This window comes from Streptomyces sp. NPDC018833 (assembly GCF_044390825.1).
Lineage (GTDB): Bacteria > Actinomycetota > Actinomycetes > Streptomycetales > Streptomycetaceae > Streptomyces.
Genome location: NZ_JBIRZM010000001.1, coordinates 1 through 21,086, shown reverse-complemented (window position 1 = coordinate 21,086; position 21,086 = coordinate 1). Strand labels below are relative to the sequence as shown.

Here is a 21,086-nt window from a genome sequence, read left to right as displayed (position 1 = left end):
GTGTCCGCCGTCCCGCGCCACAAGGCCGCCGCGGCGGGTCGGCACTGCGGGATCGTGTTCTCCCCCCGCGCCGCATGGCCGCCGCAGCTGAGACCCACTGCGGGCCTGAGCCCCGCCTCCCGCGCCACAAGGGCGCGGCTGAGCACCACGGGCACATCGACGGTGGGCGCGGCTGTCGGCCCCGTGTGGGGCCCCGCTGCGCGGCGGCTACAGGGTCACAGGCGAGGGGCGGCCGGGCCGGTACAGGGCCGACCCGGGCCCGGTACGGGGCCGCTGGGCGCCGGCCTGTGGCCCGCAGGGTTCAGCCGAGCATCGGGCCCAGCCAAGCGAGCCCAGCCACCCGAGCCGCGCCCGCGTGGAAGGTGCCAGGCCCCGCGTGGAAGTCCAGACCCGACCCGGCGGGCAGGTGGTGGCGTCAGGTAACAGCCCACCGAGGCGAGATCATCGGTCGGTGCGGAGCCTGTGAAGCCCCCGGGACGCGCCTAGAAGCCCGCAAGACGTCCCAGAGGTCTTGCACCGTCCTCATATGCGGGCCTCAGGTGACAGCACGCACGCGCTACGGCGCTCCTGGCCAGGGACCCCCGTACCGCCCACCCCCGACCTCCGCAGGGCGCCCTGGCCCGGCGGAGAACGGTGAACCACCGTGCCAGGGCACGGTGCACCACCGTGCCAGGGCGCCCTTGGCCGCCCTACAGCCTCGGCCCGACCGGCCCACACCGCCACACGGGCCTCACCCGCACCGCAACGCGGCCGGGGCCGGACACCATCCTCCATCCTCGGTGTCCGGCCCCGGCCGCGTTGTCCCAGCCCTTACTTCTTGCGGCGGCGACCGCCGCCCTTCGCCGCCTTGCGGCGCTCCGCGCGCGTCATGCCGTCCGTATCCGACCGCGCCTGTCCGCCGTCGTTCTCGAAGTCGCCCTCGACGATGCCGCCCTCGCCGTCCACGGTGGGCGCCGAGAAGTGCAGCCGGTCCGGACGCTGCGGGGCCTCCAGGCCCTTCGCGCGGATCTCCGGGCGCGCGGCACCCGCCGGGACCGCCTCCTCCTTGGCCAGCGAGGGCTTCTCCGCGGCGTCCTGCACCGGGACCTCCTCGACCTGCTGCTCGACCTGGACCTCCAGGTTGAACAGGTAGCCGACGGACTCCTCCTTGATGCCCTCCATCATGGCGGTGAACATGTCGAAGCCTTCGCGCTGGTACTCGACCAGCGGGTCCTTCTGCGCCATGGCGCGCAGGCCGATGCCCTCCTGGAGGTAGTCCATCTCGTAGAGGTGCTCGCGCCACTTGCGGTCCAGCACGGACAGCACGACGCGCCGCTCCAGCTCACGCATGATCTCCGAGCCGAGCTGCTTCTCGCGCTCGTCGTACTGCGCGTGGATGTCTTCCTTGATCGACTCGGCGATGAACTCGGCGGTGATACCGGCCCGGTCGCCCGCCGCGTCCTCCAGCTCCTCGACCGTGATCTTCACGGGGTAGAGCTGCTTGAACGCGCCCCACAGCCGGTCGAGGTCCCACTCCTCGGCGAAGCCCTCGACGGTCTCGGCCTGGATGTAGGCGTCGATGGTGTCGTCCATGAAGTGGCGCACCTGCTCGTGCAGGTCCTCACCCTCCAGGACGCGCCGGCGCTCGCCGTAGATGACCTCGCGCTGGCGGTTGAGCACCTCGTCGTACTTGAGGACGTTCTTACGCGTCTCGAAGTTCTGCTGCTCCACCTGGGACTGCGCGGAGGCGATCGCCCGGGTCACCATCTTGTTCTCGATCGGGACGTCGTCGGGGACGTTCGCCATCGCCATCACGCGCTCGACCATCTGGGCCTTGAACAGACGCATCAGGTCGTCGCCCAGCGACAGGTAGAAGCGGGACTCGCCCGGGTCGCCCTGACGGCCGGAACGGCCGCGCAGCTGGTTGTCGATACGACGCGACTCGTGCCGCTCGGTGCCCAGCACGTACAGGCCGCCGAGCTCCTTGACCTCGTCGTGCTCCGCCTTCACGGCCGCCTCGGCGCGCTCCAGCGCCGCGGGCAGCGCCGCCGCCCACTCCTCGACGTGCTCGACCGGGTCGAGACCGCGCTGACGCAGCTCCGCCTCCGCGAGGTCGTCGGGGTTGCCGCCGAGCTTGATGTCCGTACCGCGGCCGGCCATGTTCGTGGCGACGGTGACGGCGCCGCGGCGGCCGGCCTGGGCGACGATCGTCGCCTCACGGTCGTGCTGCTTGGCGTTGAGCACCTCGTGCTGGATGCCGCGCTTGTTCAGCTGCTGCGAGAGGTACTCGGACTTCTCGACCGAGGTGGTGCCGACGAGGATCGGCTGCCCCTTCTCGTGCTTCTCCGCGATGTCGTCCACGACGGCCGCGAACTTGGCGACCTCTGTCCGGTAGATCAGGTCCGACTGGTCCATGCGGACCATCGGCCTGTTGGTCGGGATCGGGACGACGCCGAGCTTGTAGATCTGGTGGAACTCGGCGGCCTCGGTCATGGCCGTACCGGTCATGCCGGAGAGCTTGTCGTAGAGGCGGAAGAAGTTCTGGAGGGTGATCGTGGCGAGCGTCTGGTTCTCGTCCTTGATGTCCACCCCTTCCTTCGCCTCGATCGCCTGGTGCATGCCCTCGTTGTAGCGGCGGCCGGCGAGGATACGGCCGGTGTGCTCGTCGACGATCATGACTTCGCCGTCGATGACGACGTAGTCCTTGTCCTTCTTGAACAGCTCCTTGGCCTTGATGGCGTTGTTCAGGTAGCCGACGAGGGGTGTGTTGACCGACTCGTAGAGGTTGTCGATGCCCAGCCAGTCCTCGACCTTGGCGACGCCCGCCTCGTGGATGGCGACGGTGCGCTTCTTCTCGTCGACCTCGTAGTCGCCGGTCTCCTCGATGCCCTTGAGCGGGTTGCCCGCCTCGCCCTTGGTGAGACGGGTCACGAGCTTGGCGAAGTCCCCGTACCACTTGGTGGCCTGGTCGGCGGGACCGGAGATGATCAGCGGCGTGCGGGCCTCGTCGACGAGGATCGAGTCGACCTCGTCGACACAGGCGAAGTTGTGGCCGCGCTGAACCAGTTCGTCCTTGGACCACGCCATGTTGTCACGCAGGTAGTCGAAGCCGAACTCGTTGTTCGTGCCGTACGTGATGTCGCAGTTGTACTGCTCGCGGCGCTGCGCGGGCGTCATGTTCGCCAGGATGCAGCCGACGGTCAGGCCGAGGAACTTGTGCACCCGGCCCATCAGCTCCGAGTCGCGCTCGGCGAGGTAGTCGTTGACCGTGATCAGGTGGACACCCTTGCCGGACAGCGCGTTCAGATACGCGGGCAGGGTGCCGACGAGGGTCTTGCCCTCACCGGTCTTCATCTCGGCGACGTATCCGAGGTGAAGGGCGGCGCCGCCCATCAGCTGCACGTCGTAATGGCGCTGGCCGAGGACGCGCTTCGCGGCCTCGCGGACGGTGGCGAACGCCTCGGGAAGCAGGTCGTCCAGGCTCTCACCGTCGGCGTGGCGCTCCTTGTACTCCTCGGTGAGCGCCCGCAACTCGGCGTCGGAGAGGTTGACGAAGTCCTCTTCGATGGAGTTGACCTGGTCCGCGATGCGGTGCAGTTTGCGCAGGATCTTGCCTTCGCCTGCACGCATGAGCTTGTTGAAGACGGACACTGAGGTTGGTCTCCTTGCCGGTCGGGCCTGGCACTGGGTCGTGTGACGGACACTGGCGCGGGCACGGCAGGTGGTCCCCACCGCATCGGCCATCGTAAGCGAGGACACCGCCGCGCCGGGAGGTCCATCGTCACGCGGGCCTGCCGTCCGCCATACAGGAGAACGCGCGGGAAGCGCCGAAGGTGCCGGGAAGCCGCCAAAAGTGCTCGCATCGGGCGGCCGGCGTGACCACAATCCCGGCATGGAGCCGATCACACTCACCACCGAGCGCCTGCTGCTGCGTACGTTCACGGCCGAGGACACCGACGCCGTCTACCAGTCCTGCCAGGACCCGGACATCCAGCGGTGGACGACGGTTCCTTCGCCGTACGAACGCCATCACGCCGTCGAATTCACCGAGCACATCGTCCCGGACGGCTGGCGCAACAGCACCATGTGCACCTTCGCCGTGCTGCCACGCGCAGGCGGGCCGCTCATGGCGTCCGTCGCGGTCACTCTGCGTACCTTCTCGGGCACGTGGGAGATCGGCTTCTGGACCGGCAAGGAGCACCGGGGACGCGGGGTGATGGCCGAGTCCGTCGCAGCCGTGTCGCACTGGGCGTTCATGCGACTCGGCGCCACCCGGCTGGAGTGGCGGGCCGAGGTGGGCAACGAGGGCTCCCGCGCGGTCGCGGAGCAGGCCGGATTCCATATGGAGGGCGAGCTGCGCGCCGCGCTGCTCAACAAGGGCACGCTCCGGGACGTGTGGATCGGCTCACTCCTCCCCTCCGACATCGGGCTCACGAGCCCGCAGCCCTATCTGCCCGCCCGGCGCTGACCTACGGCCTGTCCTGCGGCTGCGTCATGACCTACGGGCGGGCCGCAGGCCCGATCCGAGACCCGGACCCATCCGAGGCCCGGACCGATTGTCAGTGGCGGCCTCTAGGGTGCCCATCATGACCACGCTGCCGCCCGCCTTCGACCTCTCCGCCGACGAAGCGCGCCGCATCGCGCTGCGCGCCCAGGGACTTCTCGGCGCTCCGGACCGGCGCGGCGGCGTCCGCGGCGTGCTGCGCCACCTCGGCTCCGTGCAGCTGGACACGATCTCGGTGCTGGCGCGCTCCCACGAGCTCATTCCGTACGCGCGACTGGGCAGCGTGGGCCGCAGGACCGTCGAGGAGGCGTACTGGACGCAGGGCCACAGCTTCGAGTACTGGTCGCACGCCGCCTGCATCCTCCCCGTCGAGGAATGGCCGCACTTCGCCTTCCGCCGCCGCGCCTACCGCATCCGCCCGCCCTGGTCCCACGACCTGCCCGACGGTGCATACGACACGGTGATCAAGCAGCTGCGGGAAGAAGGCCCGCTCACGGCGACGGAGTTGGGCGGCGCGAAGAACGGCGGCGAGTGGTGGGACTGGTCCGCCTCCAAGGTCGCCGTCGAGCGCGCGCTGATGTACGGCGAGGTGGTGTGCACCGAGCGGCGCAGCTGGAAGCGGGTGTACGACCTCGCCGAGCGGGCGATCCCGGACGCCGTCCTGCACGACGACCTGGATGACACCGAGTGCCTGCGCCGTCTCGTCCGGCTGGCCGGGCAGGCGCTGGGTGTGGGCACACGCGCGGACATCGCGGACTACCACCGTCTCAAGGGCGAGCAGTTCGACGCGGTGGTCGCGGACTCCGGTCTGGTGCCGGTCATCGTCGAGGGATGGACCAAGCCCGCGTGGGCCGATCCGGCCGCTCTCGCGGCACCACCGCGCGGCCGGCACCGGACGACGCTCCTGTCGCCGTTCGACTCGCTCATATGGGAGCGGGCGCGGACCGAGCGCATCTTCGGCTTCACTCACCGGCTGGAGGCGTACGTCCCCAAGCAGAAGAGGGTCCACGGGTACTTTGCGATGCCCCTGCTTGCGGGCGGCCGGCTCCTCGGCCGTGTCGATCCGGCGCGCGAAGGCCGGACACTCGTGGCCCGCCAGGTGTCCCTGGACGGCCCCAAGGCCGTCGCTCCGATGGCGCAGGCCCTGCGGGAGGCCGCGGAGTGGGTGGGCTGCGACTCCGTGCGCGTCGAGCGGATCGACCGTCCCGAACTCACCGCGGACCTGGTCAGGGCGCTGGACTGACGCGCTCCTGAGCGCACAGGTCCCGTTCGACGGCCGCTGAGTGCCCCCTGGATTGCGCCGAGGGCCCTCGTGAGTGCCCGCCCGTCAGCGGATCTCGAGGATCTTCTCCCGCATCGCGTAGACCACGGCCTCCATCCGGGAGTGGAGCTGCAGCTTCTCCAGGATGTTGCGGACGTGGTTCTTCACGGTGTTCTCGGAGATGAACAACTCCTTGGCGATGTCGCGGTTGTTCATGCCCGTGGCGACGAGCTTGAGCACCTCAAGCTCCCGATCGGTCAGCCGGGGCGCGGGCACGAGCCTGCGCTCGTCGGTGCGCTGGATCATCGACTTGAACTCGGTGAGCAGCTTCGAGGCCATCGACGGGCTGATCTGCGACTGCCCGTCGGCGACCGCGCGGATGGCCGTCGCGACCTCGTCCGTGGAGATCTCCTTGAGGAGATAGCCCGTGGCGCCCGCCTTGATCGCGTCGTAGAGGTCGGCCTCCTCGTCGCTGATCGTCAGCATGATGATCTTGGCGCTGGGGGCCACCTCCTTGATCGAGGTGCAGGCCTCGATGCCCCCGCGCTTGGGCATCCGTACGTCCATCAGCACGATGTCGGGCAGCAGGTCCGCCGCCTTGTCCACCGCTTCGGCCCCGTCACCGGCCTCGCCCACGACCTGGATGTCCTCCTCCTGTTTGAGGACGATCTCCAGCCCTCGCCGGAAGAGCGCGTGATCGTCCACCACGAGGACCCGGATCGGCTCGGCCGTGCGGCGGTCGGCCGTCTCCTCCGCCTCGGTGTCGACGTCTGCGGGGTGGCCGCCCGCTTCGCTGTGCACCGGCCCGAAGCTGTCCGCCATCGTTCCTCCCCCTGAAGGCCGTGGCCCGAAGATCATGTCTGGTCTGCCAACCTCGGTGCGAGGCACCTAGGTTGGGCTTGCCACGTCATGCTTTCATGCCCGGACGACAGAGCGGCGATCCTGGGGGCGCACGGTGGTGCCCCTGGGGGCGCACACGGCGCTCCAGGGGCACCACTTCCGCTGACGGGGCTCAGTCAAGCGCCGGGGTCAGCCGCCCAGCGCACCCCCGGCTCCGCCTGCCTCGGACCCGGCCAACGGGTCGGTCTCCAGACGGATGACGCCGTAGTCGTAGGCGTGCCGCCGGTAGACGACACTGGGCTGCTTCGTCTCGGAGTCGACGAAAAGATAGAAGTCGTGGCCGACCAGCTCCATCTCGTAGAGAGCCTGGTCGAGCGTCATCGGGGCTGCCGTGTGCAGCTTCTCGCGGACCACCAGCGGCCCCTCGCCCTGTACTTCGAGCGATCCGATCCTGGTGGTGGGAATCGATTCCGTCGACTCTTCGGCAAGAGACTTTCCATTGGCGTTCCACTCGGCGACGCCGGGCACCACGTCGGCCACCTCTGCCGCCGACAGCCGGCCGGTGCCGCGCCGGGTGTGGCGCTTGTCGTGCTGCTTGCGAAGCCGTGCCTCCAGCTTCCCGGTGGCAAGGTCGAGCGCTGCGTAGGGGTCGGCGGCAGCTGCCTCCGCCCGGATCACCGGCCCGCGCGAGCGGAGCGTGATCTCCACGCGGTCGGAACGGTCTGCCTGCCGCGGGTTGTGCTCCTTGGACACCTCGACGTCGAGGCTGATCACCTTGCCGTCGAGCTTCTGGATCTTCTCCAGCTTCAGCTTCTCGGCCACGTGCTTGCGGAACCGCTCGGGCACCTCGGTCTTGCGGCCCTTGACGACGATGTCCACGCAGAACTCCGTTCCCGGATCACTCCGCCGGCTCACCGGCCGCGGAGCATCTCCCTCTTGCACCAGGCTCCGGTGGTCACCGGGGCCTCGGACTTGGCGACTTTCACCTCCTCCTCCCCAGTCGACAAGATCCCCACCCCACCCATTTCCAGGTGTCCCGGTACCCAATCCCCAGCCTGGGAATTCGGCAGCGCACTCGGCGAGGTTCAGGCATCGCCATTCCTCACAACCGAACATAGCTCGATTGGACGGTTGTCGGCACCCGCTACCTGAAGGTACCTCCGATCAGGCGTTTTTGCCCTCTCACTAGCTGCAACGATGCAAGTTTCTCCTCAGTTCCGGTTTATCCGAAAGACAGCGCCGGAACGGCGACGACCGCTGCGTTCGGCCATTCGGATCCACCGCTGTCACTCACCTGCGCGGCACTCAGTGCCCGCGCCGCTTCCACCAACGAAGCACCGGTCGTCATGAGGTCGTCCACCAGCACTGCTGTACCGCCCTTCAGCAAGCTTCCGGCCCCGGACCGCAGCCGCAGTGCCCCAGAGAGGTTCGCGAGCCTCTCCGGGGCGGTGAGGCCCGCCTGGTCGGCCACGTGGCGGTGCTGGCGCAGTACCGGCAGCACCCGCGCCGGGCGCCCCGTACGCCGCAGCTCCCCCGCCGCCGCCAGCGCGATCCGGCGCAACGGATCATGCCCCCGTGCCCGCACCGCCCTGCGCGCGGACGGAACCGGCACCAGCAGCAAGGGGCCAAGTCCTGCGCCGTGGGCCGGGGCGGACGCCCGCACCGCCCCGGCGAGTGCCCGGCCGAGCGGACGCGCCAGGCCCATCGCACCGCGCTCCTTGTGCGCCAGCAGCAGAGCCCGTACGGCGTCGCCGTACGCGGCGGCGGCATGTACCACGGGCAGGCCCTCCGGCTCCGGCACCGGTCTCGCCCGCCGCGCGGCCCTGCCGTACAGCGCAACCGCGCAGCGCTCGCACAGCTCGGTTCGCGGCCGCCCGCAGCCTCCACAGGCCACCGGCAGCACCAGACCGGAGATCTCCCGCCACCACCCCCGCACGGGAACCACTGTGCCGTTGGCGCCCACGCGTGACCACCCCTGTGGACAACCCACCCCACACCGGCCGGACCGGACGGAATGTCGCCGTCACCCCGGATAGACGGGCGAGGACCCCTTCTTGACCAGCGTCTGCCAGTTGGCACCGGCGGGCAGACGCACGATGCCGTCCTCCTCCGAATACGCGATGAGCGGGCTGCTCTCGTCGTCCGACGCGGCGACCGCCCTGACCTGGTTCAGGCCGGGCAGGATCGCGTTGGGAGAGGTCGAGCCGTCGGTCTGGATGTAGCGCACCTGCTGGACACCGCCGGACTCCTTGCCGACGACCACCAGTCGACTGGGCCCCGCCCAGGAGACCGCGGTGACGGTCTCCAACTGGGGGGCCGCAGGGCGCAGTTCGGTGATGGTCACGGCGAGGTCGTCGCTCGGGTCGTGCCGCTCCACGCGTCCGATCTTCAGGGTCGTCCTGCCGTCCTTGGTCAGGAGCAGTGCCACACGGACACCGTCCGCCGACACCTTCACGCCCTCGATCCGGGCACCGTCCAGGCCCGGCACGATCCTGACGTCCTGAGGGGTCTCCTCGCCGCGGGGAACCCGCATCAGCGCAGGATCGGCGGGGTCGCGGTCCGCGACCCAGAGGTCACCCCTGCCGTCCCAGCTGGGGGCGGACAGGCGGTTGTCGGCGCTCCTGCCACGGCTGGCCACCATCGGGCCGTCCAGCTCCGTGCCGGAGGCGATGGACGCCACGTACAGCCTGCTCCGGTCCTTGGAGACCGCGGCCGCGCTGCGCTCGTCGCGGGCCACCGCGACCGTGCTCATCGGCAGCGTGCCGTCGCCGAACGGCCCCGGCACGTTCTGCGGGGTGCCGACCTCCTTGGTGCCGGCCGCCAACAGCGCGAGGCGGTCCTTCTCGTCGACGAAGTACTGGTTGTCGTACGCCCCCGAGCCGTGGTCCGGGGCGTACTCCTCGGCCTGCCCGGCGGGGAGCACGCACAGCTGACTGCCGTCCGACCGCTGCAGCTCCACCTGCTCGGCGCGCGCGGACGACAGGTCCTTGAGCGTGAAGAGGATCTGAGCCGCCATCTTCGTGCACTGCGTCCTGCCGACGCCGGACGCCTTGGCGTTGAGCGGGACCTTCAGGCCGTTGCCGTCGTCGAACGACAGGGACCTCGTACCGTCCTTCAACGCCGTACCCGTCGGGAAACGGGACTCCACCACCGGCTTGAGCCAGTTCGTCGGGCCTTCCAGCAGCGCGGAGACGGCCTGCGTGACCGGGTCCTGCCGGGTCACCGGGTCCTGCCGCTGCCGGATGTAGACGGGGTCGGCCACCATGACGCTCCGGCCCGAGGCGAAGTAGTACTTGTTTACCGAGACGTAGTTGCGCTCGAAGTCGGACGCGCCGAGCAGCAGCCCGGGAGGCAGGCTGTCGATCCGCCACTCCTTGCCGTCCGGACCGCTCTGCTGCGACAGATGAATGGTCCTGCGGTAGTCCGCCGGCGTCACCGGCTGATACGCGCGCTGGGCGTCGACCGTGGCGATCTGCCGACCGAACAGCGGATAGTTCATGCCCGGGTGGTCCCGGCCGCCGAGGACCGGCGAGCCGGGGACCGGCGCCGCCTCCAGGACGGTCGTGCTCGCCTCGGGCCGCCACTTCTGGGACGTCTCCGGCGTGAGGTACGAGCGTGCCGTGGCGAAGTTCGAGTCGTCACTGGTCATCGCCTCGAGGAAGCCCGTGACGATCTCGTCGGGCGTGGCGCCCTTGCGGGGCTGCACCGCGTACACCCGCACCTGCGAGTCGCCGCGCTGCGACGCCTTCACCGCATGCACGTCGCCGCTGTCGGGCATCGACGCACACCCGGCGAGCAGCACACCGCTCGCACCGAGCAGCGCCGTCATACGCGCCCCACCCGCGCGCCCCTGACGACGGGAATCAGCGCCCACGACCGGTGTCCTCCCGCTCCGTCGAAATCTGTCCCGCCGACTCGTCGCTCCGCTCACCGGCGGGCCGCGCCACGACGCGGGCACCGCTGCCCGGCAGCGCCGCCGGATCGACTCCCCGCGGCGCCGCGCCGCGCATCTGCGCGGGCAGTGGCGAGAAGTCCGCCCCCGACTGCACCGGCACGGACGTCAGCCGGTGCCCGTTCACCGACGAGTCCTCCGAACGGGCACGCTCGCGGTTCTGCCGCGAGTCCGCGGGCTCGAGCGGTATCGGCGAACCGCGCAGCGGCTCGTCCGCCGTACGCGGCAGCGTCAGCCTGAACTGCGAACCGCCACCCGGCTCGCCCCACGCCTGCAGCCAGCCCCCGTGAAGACGGGCGTCCTCGACGGCGATCGACAGGCCCAGGCCGGTCCCGCCGGTGGTGCGGGCACGCGCTGGGTCGGCGCGCCAGAACCGGCTGAACACGCGGGTCGCCTCGCCCGGCTTGAGCCCCACCCCGTAGTCCCGCACGGCGATGGCCACGGCGCCGCCGGCGGCCGCCATGCGCACCACTACGTCCCTGCTCTCGCCGTGCTCCACGGCATTGACGACGAGGTTGCGCAGCACACGCTCCACGCGACGGGCGTCGGCCTCGGCCACGACGGGCTGCTCGTCGCCGACGACCCGTATCCGAGAGCCCTTGCGCTCGGCCAGCGGCTCGGCACCGCCGATGACCCGCCGTACCACCTCACGCAGGTCTATCGGCTCCGCCTCCAGCGCCGCGGCACCGGCGTCGAACCGGCTGATCTCCAGCAGGTCGGACAAAAGCGATTCGAAACGATCAAGCTGGTCGCCGAGGAGCTCGGCGGAACGCGCCGTCACCGGATCGAAGTCGCTGCGCGCCTCATGGATGACATCCGCCGCCATCCGCACCGTCGTCAGCGGTGTCCGCAGCTCGTGCGACACGTCCGACACGAAGCGGCGCTGCATCCGGGACAGCTCCTCGAGCTGCTGGATCTTCAGCTGGAGGTTCTGCGCCATCTTGTTGAAGGCCTCACCGAGCCGGGCGATGTCGTCCTCGCCGGTGACCTTCATACGCTCCTGCAGCCGCCCCGCGGCGAGCCGTTCCGCGATCCCGGCAGCCATACGGACGGGCGTGACGATCTGGCGCACCACGAGCCACGCGATGGCACCGAGGAGCACCACGACGAACAGTCCGGCCGTGGCGAGCGTCCCCCGGACCAGGTTGAGCGACTGCTCCTCCTGGGCCAGCGGGAACAGGTAGTACAGCTCGTACGGCTGCCCCTCGATGTCGTTCAGCCGCGTGCCCACGACCAGCCCGGGCTCCGGCTCGAGGGCGTTGTTCCAGTACTGGATGCTGACGTACGTCTCGTACGTCCCACTGCCCTGGCCCACTGCGTCCCGCAATGCCTGCGGAATGCTCGCGGGATCCACCAGGCCCGACGTACGCGGCGCGCGGCCTGAGCCGTCCCGTTCGGAGTCGGCGCTCAGAGCGACCACGTTGTACGAGCCCTGACCGCCACTGGCGAGCTGCACGACAAGATCGGACCGCCATGAGTTGGCGTTCCTGCCACCCGACGCCGCACCCTCCGGGCCCACGGGTCCGACCGGTGCGCTGGCCTGTTCCCGAGCGACGGCGAAACCGCCGGCCGCCTGACTCTGCGCAGCCTTGCTCTTCGCGTCGAGCAGACCGTTGCGCACCTGCCCGATGACGACGAAACCGAGGAGCAGCACCACACCGAGCGACATCAGCAACGTGGTCACCACGACCCGGAGCTGGATGTTCCGCCGCCACAGCCGGGCAGCGGGCAGCAGCGGACGGCGCAGCCAGCGCATCACGAGCCGAGGCACCGGCCCGCCGGACGCCGCCCCGTCCGGGAGCAGCAGACCCCCCTGGAACAGGCGGCCGAATCGCGCGGGCTTGCGCCCCGGTCCGGCAGCCCGCCCCGTACGGACTCCCGGCTGCCCGGGCTTCGGAGCAACGCTGCCACTGGACATGTCAGCTCGGCCCGGCCTTGTAACCGACACCACGGACGGTCACCACGATTTCCGGCCGCTCCGGGTCCTTCTCGACCTTGGAACGAAGCCGCTGCACATGGACATTGACCAACCGGGTGTCCGCGGCATGCCGGTAGCCCCACACCTGCTCGAGGAGCACCTCACGGGTGAACACCTGCCATGGCTTGCGCGCCAGCGCGACCAGCAGATCGAACTCCAGCGGCGTCAGCGCTATCGACTGCCCGTCCCGCTTCACGGAGTGACCCGCCACGTCGATCACCAGATCGCCGATCGTCAGCTGCTCCGGAGCAGGTTCCTCCGACCTCCGCAGCCGCGCCCGGATACGGGCGACCAGCTCCTTCGGCTTGAACGGCTTGACGATGTAGTCGTCGGCCCCTGACTCGAGGCCCACCACCACATCGACGGTGTCGCTCTTGGCCGTGAGCATCACGATCGGCACGCCGGACTCCGCGCGGATGAGCCGGCACACCTCGATGCCGTCCCTTCCCGGCAGCATCAGATCCAGCAGCACCAGATCCGGCTTGGTCTCCCGGAAGGCTGCAAGTGCCTTGTCACCGTCCGCGACGAACGACGGCTCGAAACCTTCTCCACGCAGCACAATCCCGAGCATCTCGGCCAGCGCGTTGTCGTCATCGACGACAAGGACTCGTCCCTTCATATTCGACATCATCCCATTCTCGTAACAGTGGCAAAGACAGAGGTGAGCTAGGTCACAGGTCCGTGACGATAGTCGTACGTGGCCGTAACTGTCCGCCTTCGTCCGTGGGTGTTGATGTCTATGACAGATGTCGGCTCTGCTGCCGGCGCTCACGTGCCTCAAACCCGGATTCGGGAACGGCGCCCCCTCCATCCCGGTGCCGGCCGACCCTCCACCGGAGACACTGCTTTGACCGCGCAGTCTCGCACTGCGGTCATCTACCACCTGGGCCAGGGCTCTGGGCGCAGCAGCAGCGCTCCAGCGCCGGGACGATCGACCTGGACCCCAAGACGGAGACCTCGAAGGCGCCTCTTCCGCTGCCCGCGCAGTGCATCGCGTTCCATCTCAAGGTTCACCCGCCGATCGTCAAGGCGATCCTTCCTGCGGCGCAGCCGGATCGCGACGAGATGGACATCTACGCCGAGGCACTGGCCCGCGACATCATCGAGAACGTGGAGGCAGCTCGATCGCCAGCTCCGGCAGCCGGCCCGGATCCGGCAGTTGGAGACCGAACGACCGGACTCCGAGGCCTGCTGATGTCGCCGTTGGATGTCACGCCCCTCTGTCTGAGCACCGGTGCAGGGAGGGGCCGTTTCCGTCGAAAAGAGCGACATCATCAGGTGATCGTTACCTGGCGGACCTGGCACACAGCTCGGCTATTCCGGCCCTCGTGACCGGCGACAACACACCTTCCTCGGTGACGACGGCCGTGACCAGATCGGGCGGCGTGACGTCGAACGCAGGGTTGTAGGCCTGGGTTCCGAGCGGTGCCACGGACACCCCACCACCAGCTTCCGCCCCTGACACTCCCACCTGCGGCGACGTTACCTCCGTCACTTCACTGCCGGGCCGCTGCTCCACCTCGATCGAGGCACCGTCCGGGGTGCCGAGATCCACCGTCGTCGTCGGCGCCACGACGATGAACGGCACATGGTGGTACTTCGCGAGCACCGCGAGCGGGTAACTGCCGACCTTGTTGGCCACCGATCCGTCCGCGGCGATCCGATCCGCGCCGATCAGCACCGCGTCCACCTCACCCGCTATGAAGAGTGAGCCCGCCGCGTTGTCCGTCAGCAGGCTGTACGGCATGCCGTTGCGCGAGGCCTCGTACGCCGTGAGACGGGCGCCCTGCAACAGCGGCCTCGTCTCGTCCACCCACAGCCTCCGCAGCTCACCGGCGCGGTGTGCGGCCAGCGCCACCGCAAAGGCCGTGCCTTCGCCGCCCGACACCAGCGCCCCGCTGTTGCAGTGCGTCAGGATCCGGTGCCCGCCGCCGGGCAGGAGCTCCCCCAGCAGCCTCAATCCATGCCCGGCCATCCGGCGGCTCGCCTCAGCGTCCGCGCGGTGCAGTTCCCTTGCCGATGCGAGCACCGCGGCCGCCGCCTCCTCCGCGCCCGCCCCCGCGTCCACAGCGGCCCGGTACGCGGCGGCCGCCAGGCGCACCCCGTACCCCAGGTTCACCGCCGTGGGACGTGCGTTCTCGAGCAGCTCCGTCGCTTCCTCGACGTCATAGCCCCGCGCTGCCGCAAGGGCCACACCGTAGGCCCCTGCGATGCCGAGCAGGGGCGCCCCGCGCACGGCCAGCGTCCGGATCGCCCGGACCAGGACCGGAACATCGGTGCAGACCAGCTCCACCTCGTCGACCGGCAGCCTGGTCTGGTCGAGAAGCACCAGTACGGGACCTTCGGGCGGCTCGTCCCAGCGCAGCACCGGAAGCTTCGGCGGAGCCGTTCCGACCGGGTTTCGTACGTACTGATCAGCCATCCGCCCAGTCTGCACGGTGAGGCTCCCACAATGAAGGTGCGAAGGTGACCGATGCCCCCGCCCACCGGGGGCCGCCGCGTGGCACGATGGCTGCCACAGCCGCCCTCCGGGGCGGACGGGCACCGTGAACACGTCGGCTCTATGAGCCGGCCACGCGACCAATCCATGAGGTGGACCACCGTGAACGACACTCCGGGCTGGGCATCGCCCGGATCGGCTCCCTCCAACGGACAGAACTCCGGCGTGCCGCAACCCGCCGAGCCCGTCGACGGTGCTTCGTCGAAGTGGTCCAAGGATCAGCCGCCCCCCGGGCAGTGGTCCGCACCGACGGGTCCCGGCCCGGTTCCCCCCTCCCCCGGCTGGGGCGGCGGCGGAGCGCACGGCAATTGGGGCCGGCCCCCCGCGGCGAAGCCGGGAGTGATTCCCCTCCGCCCCCTCGGCGTCGGGGAGATCCTCGACGGCGCGGTGTCGACGCTGCGCGCCCACTGGCGCACCGTCCTGGCCGTGACGGTCAGCGTCTCCGTCGTCACCCAGATCGTCAGCATCCTCGTCGAGCGCTATCTGCTGCCCGAGCCGCCGGAGGTCGACCCCAAAGCGACCCCCGAGGAGGCGCTGCAGCAGTCCGTGGAGTCTCTGCAGGCCAGCCTGATCGCCCTGGGTCCGGCGCTGCTCATCACGCTGATCGGCACACTTCTGACCACCGCACTGCTCACCGTGGTGATCAGCCGCTCCGTCCTGGGGCGGTCCGTGAACCTCCCGGAGGCCTGGCGAGAGGCCCGGCCCCGGCTGCCTCACCTGCTCCTCCTGATCCTCCTGCTGCCGGTGGGCAGCGCACTGATCATGTCGGTGGGCATCCTGCCCGGCGTGCTGATCGGTGAAGCTGGAGTGTTCCTCTCCGTCCTCGGCGGCATCGCCGCCATCGTGGTCGTCATCTGGCTGATGATCCGCTTCGCTCTCGCACCGCCCGCGCTCGTACTCGAACGCCAAGGCGTCATCGCCTCGTTGCGCCGCTCCGCCAAACTGGTCCAGGGCGCCTGGTGGCGCATCTTCGGCATCACCCTGCTGACCATCCTGCTGGCCTTCCTGGTGAGCATGGTCATCGCCATCCCGTTCACGATCATCGCGTTCGCCGTGGACGGCGTCGGACTCAGCGACCTCTTCAGTGGAAACGGCCCCGAGTTCGGCTGGCCCTTCCTGATCATCACCGGTATCGGCTCCGTGATCGCCTCCTCGATCACGTACCCGATCTCCGCCGGCGTGACCGCGCTGCTCTACGTCGACCAGCGCATCCGCCGCGAGGCACTCGACCTCGAACTCGCCCGCGCGGCAGGCATCTCCAGCTACGGAGACCAGCCGCCCGGCAACCACTCCGCCGGGGGCTGATGCGGTGCTGAGTTCGGGGGGCGCGACGGCAGCTGAGCCGCTGATCCGAGCGAGCGACGACGTACCGGTGGACATTTCACGTCTCCCTGCCCGCGAGGCGGCGGAACGTGAGCTGTCCAAACCGATGTACCACGAGAACGATCCCAACCTGCTCGAGCGGGCACTGAACAGATTCTGGGACTGGGTCGGCAGCCTCTTCGAGGGCGCCGCCGGCGCGGGCATCGGCGGAACGGCCGGACTGGTCGTGATCGTCCTCGTCGTCATCGCCCTTGCCGCGGCGCTGTGGTGGCGTCTCGGCACACCGCAGCGCACACCCGGTGCGACGGACTCCCTTTTCGAGGACGGCCCGCGCAGCGCCGCCGAACACCGCACCACCGCCGAAGCACATGCCGCAGCAGGACGCTGGAACCAGGCCGTCCAGGAGCGAATGCGCGCCATCGTCCGCTCCCTGGAGGAGCGAACCTTTCTCACCCCCCGCCCGGGACGCACCGCAGACGAGGCCGCGGCTGAGGCCGGCCGCTCCCTTCCGTCCCACGCCGACGAACTACGCGCAGCAGCCAGGATGTTCGACGACATCACATACGGAGGCCGTACCGCGGACCGACGGATGTACGAACGCCTGCGCGACCTGGACGTCGAGCTGGAGCGTGCCAAGCCCCAGCCGGCCGAGGCCGCCCAAGGAGCCGCCGAATGACCGGGGCCGCCACCACGTCCTTGTCCCCCACCGCGCGCCAGGTGTGGACGCGCACCCGCGGCATCCTCGTCGTCATCGCACTGCTCGTCGCCGCGGGCATCACCATGGCCGCCCTGCGCTCCGGTGACCAGCACGGCCGACTCGATCCCCGGTCCGCGGACACGCACGGCAGCCGTGCCGTCGCCGAACTCCTGAAGGACCAGGGTGTGTCCGTCCGGGTCGTCACCAGGCTCGACGCGGCAGTCGCAGCCGCCGGCCCCGACACCACTCTTCTCGTCACCGAACCCGACCTGCTGACCATTGCCCAGCAGGACGCCCTCCACTCGGCAACGTCGCCTTCCGGCGGGCGAACGGTGCTCCTGGCCGCAAGCGATGCCTCCGTCGACACCTTGGCCCCCGGTGTCCGTACCGACGTCCCGGCACGGGTCGCGGCCCGCACCCCGCAGTGCACCTTCCCGCCCGCACGCCGGGCGGGCAACGCCGATGTCGGCGGCGAGCGTTACAGCACCGAGGCCCCGGGCGCCGACAGCTGCTACCCGAGCGACGGGCTGCCGTCCCTTGTCCGTGTCGACACCACGACCGGCGGCGACACCGTCCTTCTCGGCTCCCCGGACATCTTCTACAACGACCGTCTCGACGAGCACGGCAATGCCTCCCTTGCTCTGCAACTCCTCGGGTCGCGGCCCGCGCTGGTCTGGTACATCCCGTCACTCAGTGACCCCTCCACCGACGGCACCGCCGAAGAGAACGACGGCGGCGGAGAGGCCGAGGAAGAAGAAATCGGCTTCCTCGACCTCATTCCGTCCGGCTGGCTCTGGGGCACGCTGCAACTCGCCGTGGCAGCCCTGCTCACCGCCATCTGGCGTGCCCGCCGTCTCGGTCCGCTGGTGACCGAACGGCTCCCCGTCGCCATTCGCGCCTCCGAGGCCACCGAAGGCCGCGCCCGGCTCTACCGCAAGGTCAACGCCCGTGACCGCGCTGCCGCCTCCTTGCGCTCTGCCACCCGCGCCCGCCTGGCCACCGTCCTCGGCCTGCCGCCAGCCGAAGCGCACTCCCCCGATGCGCTGATCTCCGCGGTGTCCGCCCAACTTCCCGATACCGAGCGGGACATCCGCGACCTGCTCTTCGGCCCCGCCCCCGCCGACGACGCCACTCTTGTCCACCTGGCAGATCAACTCGACGCCCTCGAAAGAGAGGTACGCACCTCATGAGCGCCCCGACCCCCGAGACAGCTGAGAACTCGGACCGCGCCCGCACCTCCCTGGAGGCCCTGCGCAACGAGATCGCCAAGGCCGTTGTAGGCCAGGACCCTGCTGTCACCGGGCTCGTCGTGGCCCTGCTCTGCCGCGGCCATGTCCTGCTCGAAGGTGTTCCCGGAGTCGCCAAGACGCTGCTGGTCCGCGCACTTGCCGCCTCGCTCGAACTGGACACCAAGCGCGTCCAGTTCACCCCCGACCTGATGCCGAGTGATGTCACCGGCTCACTGGTCTACGACACCCGTACCTCCGAGTTCTCCTTCCAGCAGGGCCCGGTCTTCACCAACCTCCTTCTCGCCGACGAGATCAACCGGACCCCTCCCAAGACGCAGTCCTCTCTGCTGGAAGCGATGGAGGAACGACAGGTCACGGTCGATGGAACCCCGCGTCTCCTCCCCGAGCCCTTCCTCGTCGCCGCAACGCAGAACCCCGTCGAGTACGAGGGCACCTACCCCCTCCCCGAGGCTCAGCTCGACCGCTTCCTCCTCAAGCTCACCGTCCCCCTCCCGTCCCGCGAGGACGAGATCGACGTCCTCACCCGCCATGCCGAGGGCTTCAACCCTCGTGATCTCGAGGCTGCCGGAGTCCGCCCCGTAGCCGGCCCCGCCGACCTGGCGGCGGCCCGGGCCGCCGTCGCCAAGGTCTCGGTGTCGGCCGAGATCGCCGGCTATGTCGTCGACATCTGCCGCGCCACCCGCGAGTCGCCGTCGCTCACCCTGGGCGCCTCGCCTCGCGGTGCAACGGCCCTGCTGTCCACCGCCCGCGCCTGGGCTTGGCTCACAGGCCGGGACTACGTCATCCCGGACGATGTGAAGGCCCTCGCCCTGCCCACCCTGCGTCATCGGATCCAGCTGCGCCCCGAGGCGGAGATGGAAGGAGTCACCGCCGACTCCGTCATCACCGCGATCCTCGCCCACGTCCCCGTCCCCCGCTGAGGTGCGCCATGGCCCTCACCGGACGGACCGCGCTCCTCGCCACTCTCGGCTCTCTCCCCGTCGGCATCCTCGCCCCCAGCTGGACGGGAATGCTCGCTGTCAATGCGCCTCTGTCACTCGCAATCCTGTGCGACTACGCCCTCGCCGCGCCAGTACGAACCCTCCGATTCACCCGAACCGGTGACACATCAGTTCGACTCGGTGACGCGGCACAGGTCGAGTTGACCGTCACCAATCCGTCCAATCGGCCGCTGCGCGCACTTCTCCGGGACGCCTGGCCGCCCAGCACCTGGGCTACGGGCACCGAGCAAGCATCCAGGCACCCCCTGAAGGTGCCCGCCGGAGAACGCCGGCGAGTCACCACCGTGCTCACCCCGACCCGACGAGGCGATCGTCACGCCGAGCGCGTCACCATCCGTTCCTACGGCCCTCTGGGTCTCGCCGCCCGTCAGGGCAACCACCACGTCCCCTGGACCGTACGCGTACTGCCGCCCTTCGCCAGTCGCAAGCACCTGCCCTCGCGGCTGGCGAGACTTCGCGAACTCGACGGCCGGACCAGCACTCTGATCCGCGGACAGGGCACGGAGTTCGACAGCCTCCGTGATTACGTTCCGGGTGACGACACCCGCTCGATCGACTGGCGTGCCACTGCCCGCAGAGCCACCGTCGCCGTCCGTACATGGCGCCCGGAGCGGGACCGACACATTCTCGTGGTCCTGGACACCGGCCGTACCTCGGCAGGACGCGTTGGCGACGTACCGCGCCTCGACGCCGCCATGGACGCGGCCCTCCTCCTCAGCGCCTTGGCCTCACGTGCCGGTGACCGCGTGGGCCTGCTTGCCTACGATCGGCGGGTACGTGCCCAGGTCCAGGGCCGCTCCGCCGGGGACATCCTGCCCGCCATGGTCAACGCGTTCGCCCCGCTGGAACCGGAACTCATCGAGACCGACGCCCGCGGACTCAGCGCCGCCGCGTTGCAGAACGCACCGCGCGGCTCGCTCGTCGTCCTTCTCACCAGCCTCGACGCGACTCCGATCGAGGAGGGGCTGCTGCCGGTCCTGCCTCAGCTCACCCGTCGGCACACCGTGCTCGTCGCGTCCGTCGCCGACCCTCACGTCGAGCAGATGACCAGTAGGCGCGGAAGCCCCGAAGGCGTCTACGAAGCAGCAGCCGGCACACAGGCCCGCATCCAGCGGCAACGCACAGCTGAACAGCTTCAGCGCCACGGAGTCAGTGTCGTCGACGCGACACCCGACAAGCTCGCACCTGCACTGGCGGATGCGTACCTGGCGTTGAAGGCCGCCGGCCGCCTGTGACCACTGGTCAATGAGGCAGACAACGCGCTCGGCCTGGCCAGTGCTTCAGCCGTAGATCGTGATGGTGACCTTTGCTCGCAGGCGCTGCCTGCGAGGCTTCGCGGCGTGTCGCAGGCATGAGGCGGAGTGCAGCTGTCGACAGACCGGCAGCCTGTGGACCTTGAGACCTATACAGCCCGTACACGAAGCGGGCCGCGTTTCTCCGGCCTGCCGCATGGCCGATCGCCTCCGCTAATAACTGCCCGGAAACGCAGGAAAGCCCCGGAACGAGGTTCCGGGGCTTTCCCACAATGATTGTTCGGCGGCGTCCTACTCTCCCACAGGGTCCCCCCTGCAGTACCATCGGCGCTGAAAGGCTTAGCTTCCGGGTTCGGAATGTAACCGGGCGTTTCCCTAACGCAATGACCACCGAAACTCTATGAAGATGTCCGAACTACCAGCCGACAAGGCGAGTTCGTTACTTCAGAACTAACACAGTGGACGCGAGCAACTGAGGACAAGCCCTCGGCCTATTAGTACCGGTCAACTCCACCAGTTACCTGGCTTCCATATCCGGCCTATCAACC

15 protein-coding genes and 1 rRNA gene are annotated in these 21,086 nt (G+C 69.5%); 7 read left to right on the top strand and 9 right to left on the bottom strand.

Translation table 11 applies throughout. The annotated features are described in order from the left end of the window. Positions 1-810: 810 nt before the first annotated feature. Positions 811-3,630 carry a preprotein translocase subunit SecA gene (secA, locus tag ACH5AF_RS00080; RefSeq protein ID WP_398898990.1) on the bottom strand — a complete coding sequence of 940 codons (2,820 nt, stop codon included), beginning with the start codon at positions 3,628-3,630 and terminating at the stop codon, positions 811-813. 241 nt (positions 3,631-3,871) lie between these two features. Between secA and ACH5AF_RS00075 the strand changes: the two genes are divergently transcribed. Together ACH5AF_RS00075 and ACH5AF_RS00070 are read left to right on the top strand one after the other, a co-directional pair. Beyond that, entirely contained in the window at positions 3,872-4,447 is a 576-nt protein-coding gene (locus tag ACH5AF_RS00075; RefSeq protein ID WP_398898988.1) for a GNAT family N-acetyltransferase, read from the top strand. 118 nt (positions 4,448-4,565) lie between these two features. Continuing rightward, positions 4,566-5,726, top strand: coding sequence for a winged helix-turn-helix domain-containing protein (locus ACH5AF_RS00070; protein ID WP_398898986.1), 1,161 nt, complete (start codon positions 4,566-4,568; stop codon positions 5,724-5,726). 84 nt (positions 5,727-5,810) lie between these two features. Here the strand turns inward: ACH5AF_RS00070 and ACH5AF_RS00065 are convergent, their stop codons facing one another. From ACH5AF_RS00065 to mtnA, 7 genes are all read right to left on the bottom strand, one after another. Beyond that, complete coding sequence (locus ACH5AF_RS00065) at positions 5,811-6,566, bottom strand: response regulator (RefSeq protein WP_398898984.1); 756 nt, start codon at positions 6,564-6,566, stop codon at positions 5,811-5,813. 207 nt (positions 6,567-6,773) lie between these two features. After that, a complete protein-coding gene (gene hpf / locus ACH5AF_RS00060) occupies positions 6,774-7,463 on the bottom strand; it encodes a ribosome hibernation-promoting factor, HPF/YfiA family (RefSeq protein ID WP_398898982.1) in 690 nt (229 codons plus the stop codon). Between the two features lie 343 nt (positions 7,464-7,806). After that, complete coding sequence (locus ACH5AF_RS00055) at positions 7,807-8,520, bottom strand: ComF family protein (protein ID WP_398899749.1); 714 nt, start codon at positions 8,518-8,520, stop codon at positions 7,807-7,809. An 87-nt stretch (positions 8,521-8,607) separates the two neighbouring features. Beyond that, entirely contained in the window at positions 8,608-10,413 is a 1,806-nt protein-coding gene (locus ACH5AF_RS00050; RefSeq protein WP_398898980.1) for an LpqB family beta-propeller domain-containing protein, read from the bottom strand. A 34-nt stretch (positions 10,414-10,447) separates the two neighbouring features. Next, positions 10,448-12,454: an MtrAB system histidine kinase MtrB gene (gene mtrB, locus ACH5AF_RS00045; protein ID WP_398898978.1), complete on the bottom strand. Its 2,007-nt coding sequence runs from the start codon at positions 12,452-12,454 to the stop codon at positions 10,448-10,450. Between the two features lies 1 nt (position 12,455). Further along, entirely contained in the window at positions 12,456-13,145 is a 690-nt protein-coding gene (mtrA, locus tag ACH5AF_RS00040; RefSeq protein WP_215181765.1) for a two-component system response regulator MtrA, read from the bottom strand. Between the two features lie 654 nt (positions 13,146-13,799). Continuing rightward, positions 13,800-14,936, bottom strand: coding sequence for an S-methyl-5-thioribose-1-phosphate isomerase (gene mtnA, locus ACH5AF_RS00035; RefSeq protein WP_398898976.1), 1,137 nt, complete (start codon positions 14,934-14,936; stop codon positions 13,800-13,802). Between the two features lie 180 nt (positions 14,937-15,116). Here mtnA and ACH5AF_RS00030 point away from each other — a divergent pair, with 180 nt between their 5' ends. From ACH5AF_RS00030 to ACH5AF_RS00010, 5 genes are read left to right on the top strand one after another with little or no spacing between them, the layout of a single operon-like run. Next, on the top strand, positions 15,117-16,319 hold the full coding sequence (locus ACH5AF_RS00030) for a hypothetical protein (RefSeq protein WP_398898974.1): 1,203 nt from the start codon (positions 15,117-15,119) through the stop codon (positions 16,317-16,319). Positions 16,320-16,323: 4 nt separating this feature from the next. Beyond that, the gene (locus tag ACH5AF_RS00025; protein WP_398898972.1) at positions 16,324-17,013 is read left to right on the top strand and encodes a DUF4129 domain-containing protein; all 690 of its coding nucleotides are present in this window, start codon (positions 16,324-16,326) and stop codon (positions 17,011-17,013) included. Beyond that, the gene (locus ACH5AF_RS00020) at positions 17,010-18,224 is read left to right on the top strand and encodes a DUF4350 domain-containing protein (protein ID WP_398898970.1); all 1,215 of its coding nucleotides are present in this window, start codon (positions 17,010-17,012) and stop codon (positions 18,222-18,224) included. The genes ACH5AF_RS00025 and ACH5AF_RS00020 overlap by 4 nt, the downstream gene beginning before the upstream one ends. Then, on the top strand, positions 18,221-19,204 hold the full coding sequence (locus tag ACH5AF_RS00015; RefSeq protein WP_398898968.1) for an AAA family ATPase: 984 nt from the start codon (positions 18,221-18,223) through the stop codon (positions 19,202-19,204). Before ACH5AF_RS00020 ends, ACH5AF_RS00015 begins: the two co-directional genes overlap by 4 nt. Positions 19,205-19,212: 8 nt before the next feature. After that, complete coding sequence (locus ACH5AF_RS00010) at positions 19,213-20,520, top strand: DUF58 domain-containing protein (RefSeq protein ID WP_398898967.1); 1,308 nt, start codon at positions 19,213-19,215, stop codon at positions 20,518-20,520. A 296-nt stretch (positions 20,521-20,816) separates the two neighbouring features. Here ACH5AF_RS00010 and rrf read toward each other — a convergent pair. Next, positions 20,817-20,933: ribosomal RNA gene (gene rrf / locus ACH5AF_RS00005) — 5S ribosomal RNA — on the bottom strand. Positions 20,934-21,086: the final 153 nt, after the last annotated feature.

Coding starts and splice junctions, on each gene's coding strand:
- ACH5AF_RS00075 (WP_398898988.1), top strand. CDS start 3,872: ATGGAGCCGATCACACTCACCACCGAGCGCCTGCTGCTGCGTACGTTC.
- ACH5AF_RS00070 (WP_398898986.1), top strand. CDS start 4,566: ATGACCACGCTGCCGCCCGCCTTCGACCTCTCCGCCGACGAAGCGCGC.
- ACH5AF_RS00065 (WP_398898984.1), bottom strand. CDS start 6,566: ATGGCGGACAGCTTCGGGCCGGTGCACAGCGAAGCGGGCGGCCACCCC.
- ACH5AF_RS00050 (WP_398898980.1), bottom strand. CDS start 10,413: ATGACGGCGCTGCTCGGTGCGAGCGGTGTGCTGCTCGCCGGGTGTGCG.
- mtrB (WP_398898978.1), bottom strand. CDS start 12,454: ATGTCCAGTGGCAGCGTTGCTCCGAAGCCCGGGCAGCCGGGAGTCCGT.
- mtrA (WP_215181765.1), bottom strand. CDS start 13,145: ATGATGTCGAATATGAAGGGACGAGTCCTTGTCGTCGATGACGACAAC.
- mtnA (WP_398898976.1), bottom strand. CDS start 14,936: ATGGCTGATCAGTACGTACGAAACCCGGTCGGAACGGCTCCGCCGAAG.
- ACH5AF_RS00020 (WP_398898970.1), top strand. CDS start 17,010: ATGACCGGGGCCGCCACCACGTCCTTGTCCCCCACCGCGCGCCAGGTG.
- ACH5AF_RS00015 (WP_398898968.1), top strand. CDS start 18,221: ATGAGCGCCCCGACCCCCGAGACAGCTGAGAACTCGGACCGCGCCCGC.
- ACH5AF_RS00010 (WP_398898967.1), top strand. CDS start 19,213: ATGGCCCTCACCGGACGGACCGCGCTCCTCGCCACTCTCGGCTCTCTC.